Annotated in this window: 13 protein-coding genes and 1 pseudogene; 11 read left to right on the top strand and 3 right to left on the bottom strand. The window is 66.2% G+C overall.

The window, feature by feature from the left end; genetic code table 11:
- The first annotated feature begins 226 nt into the window (after nt 1–226).
- The 3 genes from P8T11_RS04740 to P8T11_RS04730 are packed head-to-tail and all read left to right on the top strand — an operon-like array spanning nt 227 to nt 3,854.
- Nucleotides 227–1,369, top strand: coding sequence for a metallophosphoesterase (locus tag P8T11_RS04740; protein ID WP_268078025.1), 1,143 nt, complete (start codon nt 227–229; stop codon nt 1,367–1,369).
- 39 nt (nt 1,370–1,408) lie between these two features.
- Complete coding sequence (locus P8T11_RS04735) at nt 1,409–2,920, top strand: hypothetical protein (protein ID WP_268078026.1); 1,512 nt, start codon at nt 1,409–1,411, stop codon at nt 2,918–2,920.
- 49 nt (nt 2,921–2,969) lie between these two features.
- A complete protein-coding gene (locus P8T11_RS04730) occupies nt 2,970–3,854 on the top strand; it encodes a ProQ/FinO family protein (protein ID WP_268078027.1) in 885 nt (294 codons plus the stop codon).
- Nucleotides 3,855–3,994: 140 nt separating this feature from the next.
- Here P8T11_RS04730 and P8T11_RS04725 read toward each other — a convergent pair whose 3' ends face one another.
- On the bottom strand, nt 3,995–4,576 hold the full coding sequence (locus tag P8T11_RS04725; RefSeq protein ID WP_268078028.1) for a DUF4202 domain-containing protein: 582 nt from the start codon (nt 4,574–4,576) through the stop codon (nt 3,995–3,997).
- A 201-nt stretch (nt 4,577–4,777) separates the two neighbouring features.
- On the opposite strand from P8T11_RS04725, the gene P8T11_RS04720 reads away from it, so the two are divergent.
- Nucleotides 4,778–5,746 (top strand): alpha/beta hydrolase, encoded by a 969-nt coding sequence (locus tag P8T11_RS04720; RefSeq protein WP_268078029.1) that lies wholly within the window; start codon nt 4,778–4,780, stop codon nt 5,744–5,746.
- 7 nt (nt 5,747–5,753) lie between these two features.
- Here the strand turns inward: P8T11_RS04720 and P8T11_RS04715 are convergent, their stop codons facing one another.
- Nucleotides 5,754–6,038: a hypothetical protein gene (locus tag P8T11_RS04715; RefSeq protein ID WP_268078030.1), complete on the bottom strand. Its 285-nt coding sequence runs from the start codon at nt 6,036–6,038 to the stop codon at nt 5,754–5,756.
- Between the two features lie 20 nt (nt 6,039–6,058).
- Nucleotides 6,059–6,235: pseudogene (locus P8T11_RS04710) on the bottom strand (Crp/Fnr family transcriptional regulator); the annotation flags it as partial.
- A gap of 208 nt (nt 6,236–6,443) precedes the next feature.
- Between P8T11_RS04710 and P8T11_RS04705 the strand changes: the two are divergent.
- From P8T11_RS04705 to P8T11_RS04675, 7 genes are all read left to right on the top strand, one after another.
- A complete protein-coding gene (locus tag P8T11_RS04705; protein WP_268078031.1) occupies nt 6,444–7,175 on the top strand; it encodes a FadR/GntR family transcriptional regulator in 732 nt (243 codons plus the stop codon).
- 211 nt (nt 7,176–7,386) lie between these two features.
- Complete coding sequence (locus P8T11_RS04700) at nt 7,387–8,892, top strand: ABC transporter substrate-binding protein (protein WP_268078032.1); 1,506 nt, start codon at nt 7,387–7,389, stop codon at nt 8,890–8,892.
- A 145-nt stretch (nt 8,893–9,037) separates the two neighbouring features.
- Complete coding sequence (locus tag P8T11_RS04695; protein ID WP_127184526.1) at nt 9,038–9,955, top strand: ABC transporter permease; 918 nt, start codon at nt 9,038–9,040, stop codon at nt 9,953–9,955.
- Nucleotides 9,952–10,821, top strand: coding sequence for an ABC transporter permease (locus P8T11_RS04690; protein ID WP_268078033.1), 870 nt, complete (start codon nt 9,952–9,954; stop codon nt 10,819–10,821). Before P8T11_RS04695 ends, P8T11_RS04690 begins: the two co-directional genes overlap by 4 nt.
- 4 nt (nt 10,822–10,825) lie before the next feature.
- Complete coding sequence (locus P8T11_RS04685) at nt 10,826–11,836, top strand: ABC transporter ATP-binding protein (RefSeq protein ID WP_268078034.1); 1,011 nt, start codon at nt 10,826–10,828, stop codon at nt 11,834–11,836.
- A 20-nt stretch (nt 11,837–11,856) separates the two neighbouring features.
- Complete coding sequence (locus P8T11_RS04680; RefSeq protein WP_268082447.1) at nt 11,857–12,699, top strand: ATP-binding cassette domain-containing protein; 843 nt, start codon at nt 11,857–11,859, stop codon at nt 12,697–12,699.
- Nucleotides 12,696–13,826 carry a lactonase family protein gene (locus P8T11_RS04675; protein WP_268078035.1) on the top strand — a complete coding sequence of 377 codons (1,131 nt, stop codon included), beginning with the start codon at nt 12,696–12,698 and terminating at the stop codon, nt 13,824–13,826. Before P8T11_RS04680 ends, P8T11_RS04675 begins: the two co-directional genes overlap by 4 nt.
- Nucleotides 13,827–13,865: the final 39 nt, after the last annotated feature.

Here is a 13,865-nt window from a genome sequence, read left to right as displayed (position 1 = left end):
CTGAATGGGCTTTTGATGTGGGGAGAAAGTGTAATGCGACTAATTCTCATAACTATCTGTTGTTGCGAATTTACGACGTGATGTCGAGTTGCCGATACCCCAACATGGTTTTATTGATTGAACGCCTTCACACGCGGTAGCACCGGCATAATGTCGCTGGTTTCGGCCGCGCTTTTCCGGCTCTGCTTCCCGCCACATCCATCGCCCCACCAGTAGGAATCACCGCGTGTTCCATGTCTTCACGGGACTGATCAGTCTCTACGTCATCTGGCGTTTCGTCCTGCCCCTGTATTTATCCAAACCGGCCAAGCTGCTGCTGTCCGCCTTGCTGATTGCCATTGCCGAACACCATCTGGTGACGCGCCACTTCTTCGGCTCGATGGCTTCTCCCGAGATTCCCGCCACGCTGATCATGTTGCTGGGCTGGCTCTTCGGCGGGCTGCTCTTGCTGGCCATGCTGCTGCTGGTGCGCGACGTGGCGGGCGTGGCGGTTTACGCCGTGTCACGCGCGCGCGGCCGGCGCTTGCTGGGCGCGCGCCGCTGGGGCGCCACCGCCGCCGTGCTGGCCATGGCGCTGTCAGCCATCGGCGTGTGGCAGGCCGTGCGCGTGCCCGATGTGAAGACGCTTGAAATCGCCTTGCCCAAGCTGCCGCCTGAGCTGGATGGGTTTCGGCTGGTGCAACTGACCGACCTGCACGCCAGTCGGCTGCTGGAAGCGCCCTGGATGCAGGCCGTGGTCGACAAGACCAACGGCTTGAAGCCTGACCTGATCGTGATCACGGGCGATCTGGTCGACGGCACCACCGACGCCCGCGCGGCCGATGTGCTGCCGCTGCAGGCGCTGCGCGCCCGCCATGGCGTCTACGCCATCCCCGGCAACCACGAGTACTACGCGGAGTACCGACGCTGGCTGCCCGCGTTTGAACACCTGGGCCTGCGCCTGTTGCTGAACGAGCACGTGACCTTGATGCCCGACGGCCAGCGCCTGGTGCTGGCCGGCGTCACGGACAAAATGGCGGCCGCCTACGGCGAGGACGTGCCGGATGTGACGCGCGCGCTGGACGGCGTGCCGGCGACGGACCCGGTCATCCTGCTGAGCCATCGCCCCATCGGCGCGGCGTTGAACGCCCGGGCCGGAGCCGGGCTGCAACTGTCCGGCCATACGCATGGCGGGCAGATTCTGGGGCCGCACCTGCTGACGCAACTGGTTAACGAAGGCTATGTATCGGGCGAGTACGACGTGGACGGCATGCACCTGTACGTCAGCAACGGCGCCGGGCTCTGGCCAGGATTCCCGATCCGCCTGGGCCGCCCCTCGGAAATCACGCAGATCGTGCTGCGTTCGCCTGCCAAGGCCACGCCGCAATAAGCGGTATCAACAAGCGGCATCAACGTTAGCGCCCCGCCGATGATCTACCTGCTGTGGTCCCTGCCCGCCCTGACCGTGATCGGCGCCATCGCCAGCGGGCGCGTCAACACGACGGTAGCCGCCGTGCTGGGGCTGTGCGCCGCCATTCCCATTGCGCTCTTCGCCGCACCCGTGCCCTTTGGCGGTGCGCCCTTCGGCGGAGCGCCCTTTGGCGGAGCGCCCTTCGGCGGCGCGCAATTGGCGGTGACGCTTGAGCGTGGGGCGTGGATCGGCTGGATCATCACGCCCTACATTCTGGGCGGCTTGCTGTTCTGGCAGATGGCCTCGCAGGGCCAGGCGCCCGCGCAAGCCGCCGCCGCGCACCCTGAATTGAATGACCCGCTGGCCCGCCGGCGGCGCTTGTTCTTTGCCTGTTTCCTGATTGGTCCTTTCGCGGAATCCGCCACGGGGTTTGGCGTCGGCATGCTGGGCACGGTGCTGCTGATCCGCCCGCTGGGCTTGAAACCGCGCGACATCATGGTGTTCGCCTTGTTGAGCCAGACCCTGATCCCGTGGGGCGCGATGGGTAGCGGCACCTTGCTGGCATCCGCCTATGCGCGCGTGCCGGCCACGCAACTGGCGCTGTACAGCATGGTGGCGGTAGCCTTGCTGATGGCCGTGTGGATGCTGCTGTTCTGGCGCACCGCGCGCCACGCGGGCTTGCGCGCCGACACCGCCGAACACGGGCGCGAAGCCGCCTGGATCACGGCCAGCCTGGCCTTGCTCAGCGCCGCCACGGCCGTGCTGGGCCCCGAAACCGCGCTGCTGGCGTCCTTTGGGCCCTTGATCGTGCTGCGCTTCGTGCTGGACCGCCGCCCCGACCGTGCCCAGGCGCTGGCCGCCGCCCGACGCGCGCTGCCCTACATGCTGGTGATCGCCTGCCTGGCCGTCACACGGCTCGTTCCCGCGATCAACCACACGCTGGGCGCCTGGGCCGACATCCATCCCTTTGCCGACCTGCCCGCCTGGAAACCTTTTTTACACGCAGGCAGTTGGCTGATCGCGGGCGCGCTGGCGCTGGCCGCCTGGCGCCGCCAACCGCGCGCGTTGACGACTCAGGCACGCGCCGCGTGGCGTACGGGCCGCCACGCCGTCATGTCCGTCTTCCTGTTCGCGATGATGGCCGAAGTGCTGGCGGGCGCCGGCATCTCGCAAGCCTATGCCGATGGCCTCTACACCACGCTGCGGGAATGGACCTTGCTGATCACTCCCTTGCTGGCGGGCGCGTTCGGCATGCTGGCCAACAGCGGCAACGCGCCAAACAGCCTGTTCATGCCGTCGCAGCTATCATTGGCGCTTAACGCGGGTTTGAACGTGCCGGCCGCGGCTGCGCTATTACACGTTTCGGGCACGGCCATGGGCATTTTTTCCCCCGTACGGATGTCGATTGCGGCAGGTTTGGCCCACGGACAGGGGCAAGAACGCGGCGTGTATGTTCTACTACTGCCGTTTGCCCTGGCCGCGTTCGGCATTCTTTTATTCCTGGCACTGCTTGTGGTGCAGTCTGGATAACCGCCCGAGCGCTGATGCTCACGGCCTCAACCTTTTTTTTGTGTAGCACATGGGACTAGAACAGTTAGCCGCGATCCGGGCCTTGATCACCAAGCAGGCGCCTGAAGAGCCTACCCCCAAGAAAGACGCGCGTCCGCAAGGCGGCGGCAAAGGACCTCGCCCGCCTGGTGGCGGCAAGGGCCCGCGCCCGCAAGGCGGTGAGAAGAACGCTCGCTCGCAAAGCGGCGACAAGGGTCAGCGCCCGCAGCGCGAACGCCGCGAATCGCCGGTGGACCCGGTCGTGGTCGCGATCTCGCGCCTGCAACGCCAGTTTCCCAAGGCCTTCCCCAAGAATCCCGCCCCGAAGCTGCCGCTCAAGCTGGGCGTGCTGGGCGACTTGATCCAGCATGCCCAAGCCCTGCAACTGGACGAGGCGCAGATCAAGGAAGCGGTCAAGACCTGGTGTGATGGCCGCCGCTACTGGGCCTGCATGGTGGAAGACGCCCCGCGCGTGGACCTGAACGGCGAACCCTCGGGCGCCGTCACCGCCAACGAAGCCAAGCATGCCAAGCGCATGGCCTCGCGCAGCGCGTCCAAGAACGCCGCCGCGCGCAACAAGGCCAAAAAGGAAGCGGCGGCTGCCGCTGCCTCTGGCGAAGCGCCTGCCGCGAATGCGGCCGCTGACGTCGCCGCTTCGGCCTCTGCTGCCGTCGCTGCTCCGGTCTCGGCGCCTGTCACGGCGCCGGTCCAGTCGGCACCGCAAGCGCCGGCTGAGTCATCGCCCGACTCGTCGGTTGCATCTTCAACTGCATCTTCGGCTTCGTCTGAGTCTGAGTCTTCGGCTGACAAGCCCACGGAAATCTCTGCTGACTCGGCATCCGTCGACACGCCGGCTTCGTCCAGCGACGCATCCGCCAAGGCTGCCGACGATACGACCACCGACAAGCCTGCGTAGTCATACCGCCTTTGCGCAAGCTCCGGCTTGCACGACGGCAACAAGCCCGGCTCGCGACGTCATCGTCGCGGCCGGGCTTGTGTGTTTTTGCTCGTGGTGCGTGTTAACCGCCACGTGTTAACCGCCACGTGTGCCGCCCTTTACGCCGCCAACGCCTTTTCCAGGTAGGCCGTCCCCGCCGCGCTATATGGCAAGGTCAGCGCCCACTTGTGGCCCGCCGCGTCCATCTTCTGCAAAGACTTCCGCAAGATCTCCACGATCTTCTCGCCATGCGCCGGGTGAAAGGCTTCGTACTGATATTGCAGGAACACCAGGCACAAGGCGTTTTCCATGGTCTGCACATCCGCGTCCTGCTTGATGCCCTGCTTCATGACGATGGTCTTGACGCGGTCGATCACCTCGTCCTCGTAGCCCGTCTCGCGCAGGATGCCTTCCGCCACGGCGGCATGGTGCCGCGCCAAGGCCTTGCGCCACGTCAGATAGCCCACGCGCCCATCGGGATAGCTCTTGCGGCTGATCTCCCAGCGCCCGATGTGCTGGCAGCGCGACGCCAGCACCAGCGGCAAGGGCGCATCCGGCGCCAGCTTCAGCACCCATTCATGCAGCTTCTGCGCCAGGAACAGTTCCTGCGGACAGGTCTCGCCCTGCCAGGTAAACAGATTCGGATCGGTGCCGTTGTACTGGTCAAACCGAAGCAGCGTCTGGTGTAGGCGATCGTTCATGCGAGGCGTTTCCAAGAAGGCGATAAAGGGTGACAAGGCAAGCGTGACAACAGCAAGCCTGGCAAAACACAATGGACCGGCGTGGCCGAGGACGCAACGATGATAGCGCCAAGCGGGGCCGCGCAAGCGGGTTTCAGCAGGGCCGCGCAATCCGCGTCATACTGGCGCGTTCCCCGCATTGCCCCCCCCTACTGGACTCCCATGAGCGACGCTTCCCACACCCCTACCCTTGCGCCCGAAGTCTTGGCCGCGCAGGCCTTGGCCCAGCAGCACGGCGTAGCCACGCCCAACGTGCTGACCACCCCCATCGCTGAATTCCGCGAAAAAAGCCGCGCCTACCAACAGTGGTTGAGCCAGCCCGCGCCCCCCGTTGGCCGCGTGGAGGAACATCGGCTGGACCATCTGTCCGTGCCCGCCACGCTGCGCCTGTACTACCCGGAAGGCGCGAATGACGCACCGCTGCCCTTGTACCTGCACCTGCATGGCGGCGGCTTCGCGCACGGCGACCTGGAATCACTGGACCGCTGGAAACGCGAGATCGCGGCCGATGCCGGCATCGTGACGGCGGGCCTGTCTTACGCCCTGTCGCCCGAAGCCCGCTACCCTGTCGCGCTGGAACAGGTGCTGGGCGCGCTGCGCTGGCTGCGCGACCAGGCGCCCTCCTTGGGCCTGGATGCGTCGCGCCTGTCGGTCGGCGGCGAATCCGCCGGCGGCAACCTCACGCTGGCCGCGCTGCAACGCCTGCGCGACGAGGGCGACGCCTTCATCAAGACCGGCGTCGTCATCTACGGCATGCTCTCCGCCCGCGACGACACGCCTTCACACGACGCCTATGGCGACGGACGCTTTGGCCTGTCCACGGAAAAGCTGGATTGGTATTGGCGGCAGTACGTTACCGACGCCGCGCAGTTAAGCGACCCCGGCGTCGCCCCACTGCATGCCGACATGAACGGCCTGCCGCCGCTGATCCTGCAAGCCGCCGCGCTGGACCCGCTGCTGGACGACACGCTGGATCTCGCCAACAAGCTCTTCGCCACCGGCGCGGCGCCCATGCTGGTCGTCTACTCCGGCGTGCCGCACAGCTTCATCGGCATGACGCGCCTGCTGCCGCAAGCACAAGAGGCGCGCGCAGACATGATCCACGCCTTGAAGCGCAACTTGGCCGCTTAGGAAAGCGCTACGCTGGGTGGGGACCGAAGGGCTCGCAAGCCACGGCTCGGCTGTCGTTGCCGATCAGCCCCACTTCCAGCGCGCCGCGGCGCGGAAGCGGAAGCATCAGCGACACATAGCCACCCATGGGAAAGTAGACGTCATCCAATCGCCCTCCAGGCTGCAACAGGCATTGGCCGAAGGCCAGTTCAACGGGGTCGAACCGGCCCAGCAAGCGCGCTCGCTCAGCGTCGGGCAAGGCGTCAAGCAGGCGGTTGGATATGCCGGGGAGCGCGGAGTGGGCGTACGGCACGGACGGCTCCAGGGTTTGGGTCAGGCGCGCCGGACAGGCACGCGCTGACCCAACAGGCGGTCATATTCATCGCGGACCACGGTGTAGCACTCGCACACGCGCGCCTCCAGGCCGGGGCGGTCGATCACGTCGATGTGCCCACGGCGGTATCGGATCAGGCCCGCTTCCTGCAAATGCCCCGCCGCTTTCGTTCCACCCACGCCGCTAGTGGTTTTCCCTGAAACTGTCGAAAAACTGAAGCCCCCTGGTTCCCAAGCCGGGTTCGCTCCGGTACATTTCGTCCAGTGGCCTGACCACTGGACCATCAGGCACCTCAACAACATCGCGCACGCTTACGCCCACGCAAGACACCACCGCACCAAACCTATTACGCTCACCGTCCCGAACACTCCAACCCCGCCCACGATGACTTCCTTACAGGCCGTAGCCTCAACCCGCCTTTACCGCATGATTGCCGACCAGATCGCCGCGCGCATCAAGGCCGGTGACTTTCCCGCGGGGGGCCGCCTGCCCGCCGAGCGCGAGCTGGCCGAGCAATTGCAAGTCAGCCGGGCGTCGGTACGGGAAGCCTTGATCGCCCTGGAAATCGAGGGCTATGTGGATGTGCGCGTGGGCACGGGCGTGTTTGTGTGCCAGCCGCGTGAAGACGGCCAGTATCAAGACGCGACCCCGACCGCCGCCGCCGACAGCGTCGAAGCCACCGACATCGGCCCCTTCGACCTCTTGGAAACGCGCTTGCTGATCGAGCCGGAATGCGCCGCCCTGGCCGCGCAAAAGGCCTCGCCCGCGCAGATTGCGGCCATCCGCGCCGCGCACGACGGCATGTCGCTGACCGAATCCCCCAGCGTGCACGACCGCGCCTTTCACAGCGCCATCGGCGCCGCTTGCGGCAACGCCGCGCTGGCCGCCGCCATTTCGCACATCTGGCACCTGAGCACCTTGAGCCCGGTGTTCCACCGCCTGGAAGAACACTTCGTGACCACCAAGGTGTGGATCGAAGCCCAGAAAGAACACGAACGCATCCTCGCGGCCATTGTCGACCGCGATCCCATCCGCGCGCGCCACGCCATGCACGACCACCTGGTCGGCATCCTGGCGCGCTTGCGGGAAGACTTCGGCAACGTTGGGATCCGATGATTTGATGAACTGCTAAGCCGCCAGGCCTGAGACGCATCAGGCCCGTTCCCTGACCGACCGTGCATGCACCGCCGGCGCCATTGGCGTCGCCCGCGGCAAGGGGAGCGGCTTGCCTGTCGAAACGCAAAAAACGCAACCGTCGCAGCACAGCAAGATCGCAGCACCGCAGCACCCCGTAGGCCAAACACATAAAACATATCAAGGTGAAAACATGCAGCTAACCCGTACCGTGAAGTTCGTGAGCGCGGCGCTATTGGCGCTGGGCGCTCATGCCGCCCAGGCCAACAAGGCCGACAATTCCCTCAACATTGCGTTCGACGCGGCGCCCGCCACGCTGGACGCCTACAAGGAATCGGACCGTCCCGGCCTGGCGCTGGCGCGCATGGTCTTCTCGGGTCTGCTGCAAAAGAACCAGGACACGGGCGAATTCGGCCCGGCCATCGCCACGGGCTACAAGTTCGTGGACGACACCACCATCGAACTGCCCATTCGCCGCGACGTGAAGTTCCACGACGGCTCGCTCTTGACCATCGACGACGTGCTCTACACGCTGAACCTGGTGTCGTCGGACGCTTTCAAGGCACGCTTCCAGAACCAGGTGGCCTGGATTGCCAAGGCGGAAAAAGTCGGTGACGACACCGTGCGCATCAAGATGAAGACGCCCTACCCGCTGGCGCTGGAAATGCTGTCGGAAAACCTGCCGATCTATCCGCGCAAGTACTACGAGGCCAATCAGTCGGACATGGGCGCCAAGCCCATCGGCACGGGCCCGTATCGCCTGACCGACAGCCAGCCCGGCAGCCGCTATGTGTATGAACGCTTTGACGATTATTTCGGCCCCAAGCCCGCCGTGCAAAAGCTGGTGGTGCGCGTGCTGCCTGATGCCAACACCCAATACGCCGAGCTGCTGTCCGGCGGCCTGGACTGGATCTGGCGCGTGCCGCCCGACGTGGCCAAGCGCATGGAGAAAACGCCGTCGGTCACGGTGAAAAGCAGCAGCATCATGCGCATCAGCTATATCTCGCTGAACCCGCGCTTTGACGACGGCAAGTCGCCGCTGGCCAAGCAGGAAGTGCGCCAGGCCATCAACCACGCCATCGACCGCGAAGCCATCCGCAAAGCACTCGTGGGCGGCGCGTCCAAGGTGATCAACACGGCGTGCAACCCCGCGCAGTTCGGTTGCACGACCGACGTGCAGTCCTACAAGTTCGACCCGGCCCGCGCCAAGCAACTGCTGGCCCAAGCCGGCTACCCCAACGGCATCACGCTAGACCTGGTGATCTCGGCCCCGCCGCGCAGCATCCTGGACGCCGCCGCCGCCCAGATGGCGCAGGCCGGCATCAAGGTGAACCTGGTTGAGCAGCAATACGGCACCGCCATGACCAACTGGCGCGAAGGCAAGACCGCCATGCTGGCGTCCAACTGGGGTTCCTACGGCATTGCCGACGCGGCGCTGTCCACCAGCAACTTCTTCCGGGGCGGCCCGGATGACCAGGCGCGCAACCCGGAAGTCATCAAGCTTCTGGAAGCGGCCGACACGTCCGTTGACCGCGACCTGCGCGCCAAGAACTACGCGGCCGCGCTGAAGATCGTGGCCGACCAGGCGTACTGGGTGCCGTTGTGGAACCACTCGCTGAACGCCGTACAGGCCAAGGGCCTGAACTTTTCGGTGGATGGCGACGAGTTCCCGCGCTTCTACAAGGCCTCCTGGAACTAAAGCTTGGGGCCCTTGCGCCCAGGCCTTGTTCCAACCGTTGTGCCAATCCGGTCTGGGCGCGTGACAGCCGAAGTCGCGCCCGACCGGAACGGCGCGCGCCGATGCACATCGACGCGCGCCGAAGCAAGCCCATAAAGGTTGACCCATGATTGCATTCCTGTTTCGCCGTTTGCTGGTTGCCGCCCTGCTGGTGGTGTTCGTGTCGCTGATCAGCTTTTCGCTGGTGTTTGCGTCCGGCAACCCGGCTGCCCGACTGGCCGGTGAAGGCAGCGCGGCGGATGCTGCCCGGCTGTCGGTACAGCACGGCTTTGACGACCCCATCCTGCTGCAATACGGCCGCTGGCTGACAGGCGTGGTGCGCGGCGACTTTGGCGACAGCCTGTACTTCAGCCGCCCCGTGGCCGAACTGTTGAGCCAGCACTTCCCCGCCACCGCCAAGCTGGGCCTGGCCGCCATGGCCTTCGCGCTGCTGCTTGCCATTCCGCTGGGTGTGCTGGCCGGCATGCGCAAGGGCTCGCTGGCCGATCGCGCCACCATGCTGCTGTCGGCCTGCGCGCAAGCCATGCCGCCGTTCTGCCTGGCGTTCCTGTTGATCATCGTGTTCAGCGTGCGCAACCAATGGCTGCCCGCCTCGGGCTTCGACACCTGGAAGCACTACGTGATGCCGGTGGTGGCGCTGGGGCTCTTCGCCATGCCCGCCATGCTGCGGCTGATGAAATCCGAAATGGAAACCGTGCTGGCCACCGACTACATCCGCACGGCCCGCGCCATGGGCCTGGGCGGTCCCAGCGTGGTGTTGAAGTACGCGCTGCGCAATGCGCTGCGCCCGCTCGTGTCGCTGGCCGCCGCGCAGATGGGCACCTTGCTGGCGGGCTCCGTCGTCATTGAAACCGTCTTCGCCATCAACGGCGCGGGCCTGCTGGCCTGGACCTCGATCCTGCGCGGCGACTTTCCCACGATGCAGGCGTTGATCCTGATCTTTGCGCTGATCTACATCGTCCTGACTCTTGTCGCCGACCTGATCAACGGTTGGCTGGACCCCCGCGTGCGAGCCGCCTCATGAACACCGCTATCCAATCTTCCCTGCCCGTCGCGCCGCGCGGCGACCGCCTGGCGCGCGCCGGCCAACGTGTGGGCCTTGCCGTGCTGGCCCTGCTGGTGCTGGCTGGCCTGATCGGCCCCTGGCTGATTCCGCACGACCCGTATACGCAAGACCTGCTGGCCCGGCTGCAAGAACCGGTGTGGGCCGAAGGCGGTGACTGGAACCACATCCTGGGCACTGACCAGTTGGGTCGCGACGTGCTGGCGCGTGCGCTGTACGGCGTGCGCGTGTCGGCGTTGATCGGCCTGTCCGTCGCGCTGATGGGCGGCCTGATCGGCACCACGCTGGGTGTCGTCGCCGGCTACTTCGGCGGTGCCGTGGACCGCGCCGTGTCCTTCCTGATCACCGCGCGCCTGGCCTTGCCCATCATTCTGGTGGCGCTGGCCGTGGTGTCGGTGGTGGGCGCGTCGCTGACGGTGGTGGTGCTGGTGCTGGGCCTGTTGCTGTGGGAACGCTACGCGCTGGTGGCGCGCACCATGGCCGCCGGGCTGCGCAACGCCGAATTCGTCACGGCCTCGCGCTTGCAAGGCTGCACGCATCTGCAAATCATCTGGCGCGACATCCTGCCGAACCTGGTGGGCAACCTGCTCATCATCGGCACGGTGGACGCGGCCATGGCCATCACGCTGGAAGCCTCGTTGTCGTTCCTGGGCCTGGGCGTGCCCGCGCCGATGCCGTCGCTGGGCCTGATGATCGCCGAGGGCAAGGAGAACATGCTGTTCCAGCCCTCGCTGGTGGTCATCCCCAGCATCGTGCTGTTCGTGCTGGTGCTGTGTGTGAACCGGGCGGGCGAAACGCTGCGCGCCATCCAGATGAAGAAAGGCTGACACCATGACCGCCACTTCCCATCCCCTGCTGCGGGTCGAAGATCTGCACATCGACATCCACACCGCCACGCACACCAAGCATGTGGTGCGCGCGGTGGACTTCACCCTGGAACGCGGCAAGACGCTGTGCATCGTGGGCGAATCCGGTTGCGGAAAATCACTGACGGCGCTGGCCTTGCTGGACCTGCTGCCCGCCGCCGCGCGCCGCCGCATGACGCGGCTGGAATTTGCCGGGCAGGACCTGTCCACGCTGAACGCGCGCCAGTTGGCGCAATTGCGCGGGGCGCGCATCGCCATGATTTTCCAGGACCCGATGACGTCCTTGAATCCGGTGTTTCAGATTGGCACGCAACTGATCGACGTGATGCGCCGCCACAAGCGCGTCAGCCGTCGTGAAGCCGCCGAACGCGCCGAATACCTGCTGCGCCGCGTGGGCATCACCAACCCCGAAGAACGCATGCGCCAATATCCGTTCGAGCTGTCGGGCGGACTGCGACAGCGCGTGATGATCGCCATGGCGCTGATGTGCGGCCCCGAACTACTGATTGCCGACGAACCCACCACCGCGCTGGACGTCACCGTGCAGGCCGAACTGCTGGACCTCTTGCGCGACATCCAGGCCGAGTTCGGGCTGGGCATGGTGTTCATCTCGCACGATATGGGCCTGGTGGCGCGCATTGCCGACCACGTCATCGTCATGTACGCGGGCGACATCGTGGAAGGCGGCACCGTGCAAGAGGTGCTGACCCGCCCCAGCCACCCCTATACCGCCATGCTGCTGAACTGCATTCCCCAGCCGGGCCGCACCGCACCGCGCACCGACCTGCCGACCATCGCGGGCGCCGTGCCGTCGCTGGACGTGGCGATCCGGGGCTGTGCTTTTCGTGAACGCTGCCCCGTGGCCGAAGCCCGTTGCGCCCAGCCGCTGGTGTCACGCGTGCAGGGCAGCCACCGTTGCCTGTGTGTGAAACCGGGCGCGTTGCTGGCGGCAAAGCCGGCGGGAGCCTTGGTATGAACGACAAGCTGAACGCCAACATGAATCCCCGCGCGAATTCCAAGGTGAATGCCAACGCGCCTACCCCCGTCACCGCCAGCATCCGCCTGAACGCGCTGTCCTTTCAATACGGCCGCGCCGGCCTGTTCTCGCGCCGCCCCGCGCCGCGCATCCTGCACGACATCGACCTGCACGTGCCCGCCGGCCAGACCATCGGCCTGGTGGGGGAATCCGGCAGCGGCAAGTCCACCATCGCCAAGCTCATGCTGGGCCTGTTGGCGCCCACCCAGGGCCAGGCGCTGCTGGACGGCCAACCGCTGGCCGCCATGCCGGCGCGCGCCCGTGCCCGCCGCATTCAGATGGTGTTTCAGGACCCGTATTCGTCGCTGAATCCACGCCGCACCATCAATGAAATCCTGACCGCGCCGCTGCGCGTGCACGGCATCGGCAATGCGGCATCGCAGGCGGCATCGGTGCGCCGCATGATGGACGCCGTGGGCCTGGTGCCCGCCTTTGCCGCGCGGTATCCGCGCGAACTGTCCGGCGGCCAACGCCAGCGCGTGGCGATTGCGCGCGCCCTGATGCTGGAACCGCAACTGCTGATCTGCGACGAACCCACTTCCGCGCTGGACGTATCGGTGCAGGCGCAAATTCTGAACCTGCTGATGCAATTGCAGCGCGACCGTGGCCTGGGCTATCTGTTCATCAGCCATAACCTGGCGGTGGTGCAACACATTGCCGATGACATCGTGGTGCTGCAAGGCGGCCGCATCGTCGAACGCGGCACGGCCGACCAGGTGTATTTTGCGCCCCAGCATCCCTACACCCGGCAACTGATCGGCGCCACGCTGGCCGTTCCCGACGCGCAGGAGCTCGCCGCATGAGCGCCGCGCCGCACTACCTGCTGGTCGGCAACGACGAAAAAGTCACCTGGGACGACGGCCGGATCCGCTTCCTGGCGCCCGGCCACGACACGCTCAGCATTTTCGATGCCGCCGCCAACCCGGCCGCGCCGGTACATGTCGCAACGCTGCCCCTGCCCAATTCCCTGTTCGGCCCGCCCGTCAATCTAGCGGTGACGCCCGACCAGCGGCTGGCGCTGATCGCCGATTCCATGGCCTGGCCCGAGCGCGCCGATGGCCAGGGCTGGCAGCCCACGCCGGGCCGCGATCTTTACGTGGTGAACCTTGCCGCCACGCCGCCCGCCATTGTGCAGACGCTGCAAGTGGGCCTGCAACCGTCCGGCCTGTCGATCAACCGCGCCGGGACCATGGCGCTGGTGGCGAACAAGGCCGGGAAGTCGGTATCGGTGCTGAGCATCAACGATGCCCGCGTCAACGTTGTCGCAGAAGTCGACCTGGGTACGCCCGTTGTCGCCGTCTCGTTCTCGGCCGATGGCCGCCGCGCCTTCGCCGTCAAGACCGACACGCACCGGCTGGCCGTGCTGCACATCGACGACACCGGCCCCATGCCGCGCGTCACGCATGACCCGGCCGAAGACCTGACCACGGGGCTCGTGCCCTTCAACCTGGTGGTGTCGCCCGACGGCGCGCTGGCCCTGGTGGTGGACATGGGCAGCCCGACGGCGTCGGACGGCCATGCGGATTCCATCAGCGTGGTGGATCTGCTGAGCAACCCGCCGCGCGTCATCGACCGCCTGATGGTGGAAGACGGCCCCGAGGGCATCGCCATCAGCCCCGATGGCCGCCACGCCGCCGTGGCCATCGTGCAGGGCTCGAACAACCCCTCCTCGGAATGGTTTCACCACCCTCGCGGCCAGATCGTGCTGCTGCGCATCGAAGGCTTGCGCGTGACGCGCGCGGGCGCCATCGAGGTGGGAGCCCTACCCGAAGGCATCGCCTTCAGCCCCGACAGCCGCTATCTGTATGTCGGCAATTTTCTGGACGCAACCCTGCAGGTGCTGGCCGTGGGAGACAACGGCCTGACCGATACCGGTACGTGTATCCCCCTGCCCGGCCACCCCGCATCCATGCGGGCGCAATCCTACTGAGCGGGGCCGCACCCCGCCGCCTGTTGAACCCACCATCCC

Origin of the sequence: Achromobacter spanius (assembly GCF_029637605.1) — a bacterium.
Taxonomy (GTDB): domain Bacteria; phylum Pseudomonadota; class Gammaproteobacteria; order Burkholderiales; family Burkholderiaceae_B; genus Achromobacter; species Achromobacter spanius_E.
This window is presented reverse-complemented; position numbering and strand designations above follow the sequence as displayed.

What these genes read in the sequence shown, in the direction of transcription:
- P8T11_RS04735 (WP_268078026.1), top strand. Translation starts at nt 1,409, where the DNA reads ATGATCTACCTGCTGTGGTCCCTGCCCGCCCTGACCGTGATCGGCGCC.
- P8T11_RS04725 (WP_268078028.1), bottom strand. Translation starts at nt 4,576, where the DNA reads ATGAACGATCGCCTACACCAGACGCTGCTTCGGTTTGACCAGTACAAC.
- P8T11_RS04680 (WP_268082447.1), top strand. Translation starts at nt 11,857, where the DNA reads ATGAATCCCCGCGCGAATTCCAAGGTGAATGCCAACGCGCCTACCCCC.
- P8T11_RS04730 (WP_268078027.1), top strand. Translation starts at nt 2,970, where the DNA reads ATGGGACTAGAACAGTTAGCCGCGATCCGGGCCTTGATCACCAAGCAG.
- P8T11_RS04675 (WP_268078035.1), top strand. Translation starts at nt 12,696, where the DNA reads ATGAGCGCCGCGCCGCACTACCTGCTGGTCGGCAACGACGAAAAAGTC.
- P8T11_RS04685 (WP_268078034.1), top strand. Translation starts at nt 10,826, where the DNA reads ATGACCGCCACTTCCCATCCCCTGCTGCGGGTCGAAGATCTGCACATC.
- P8T11_RS04690 (WP_268078033.1), top strand. Translation starts at nt 9,952, where the DNA reads ATGAACACCGCTATCCAATCTTCCCTGCCCGTCGCGCCGCGCGGCGAC.
- P8T11_RS04720 (WP_268078029.1), top strand. Translation starts at nt 4,778, where the DNA reads ATGAGCGACGCTTCCCACACCCCTACCCTTGCGCCCGAAGTCTTGGCC.
- P8T11_RS04705 (WP_268078031.1), top strand. Translation starts at nt 6,444, where the DNA reads ATGACTTCCTTACAGGCCGTAGCCTCAACCCGCCTTTACCGCATGATT.
- P8T11_RS04695 (WP_127184526.1), top strand. Translation starts at nt 9,038, where the DNA reads ATGATTGCATTCCTGTTTCGCCGTTTGCTGGTTGCCGCCCTGCTGGTG.
- P8T11_RS04700 (WP_268078032.1), top strand. Translation starts at nt 7,387, where the DNA reads ATGCAGCTAACCCGTACCGTGAAGTTCGTGAGCGCGGCGCTATTGGCG.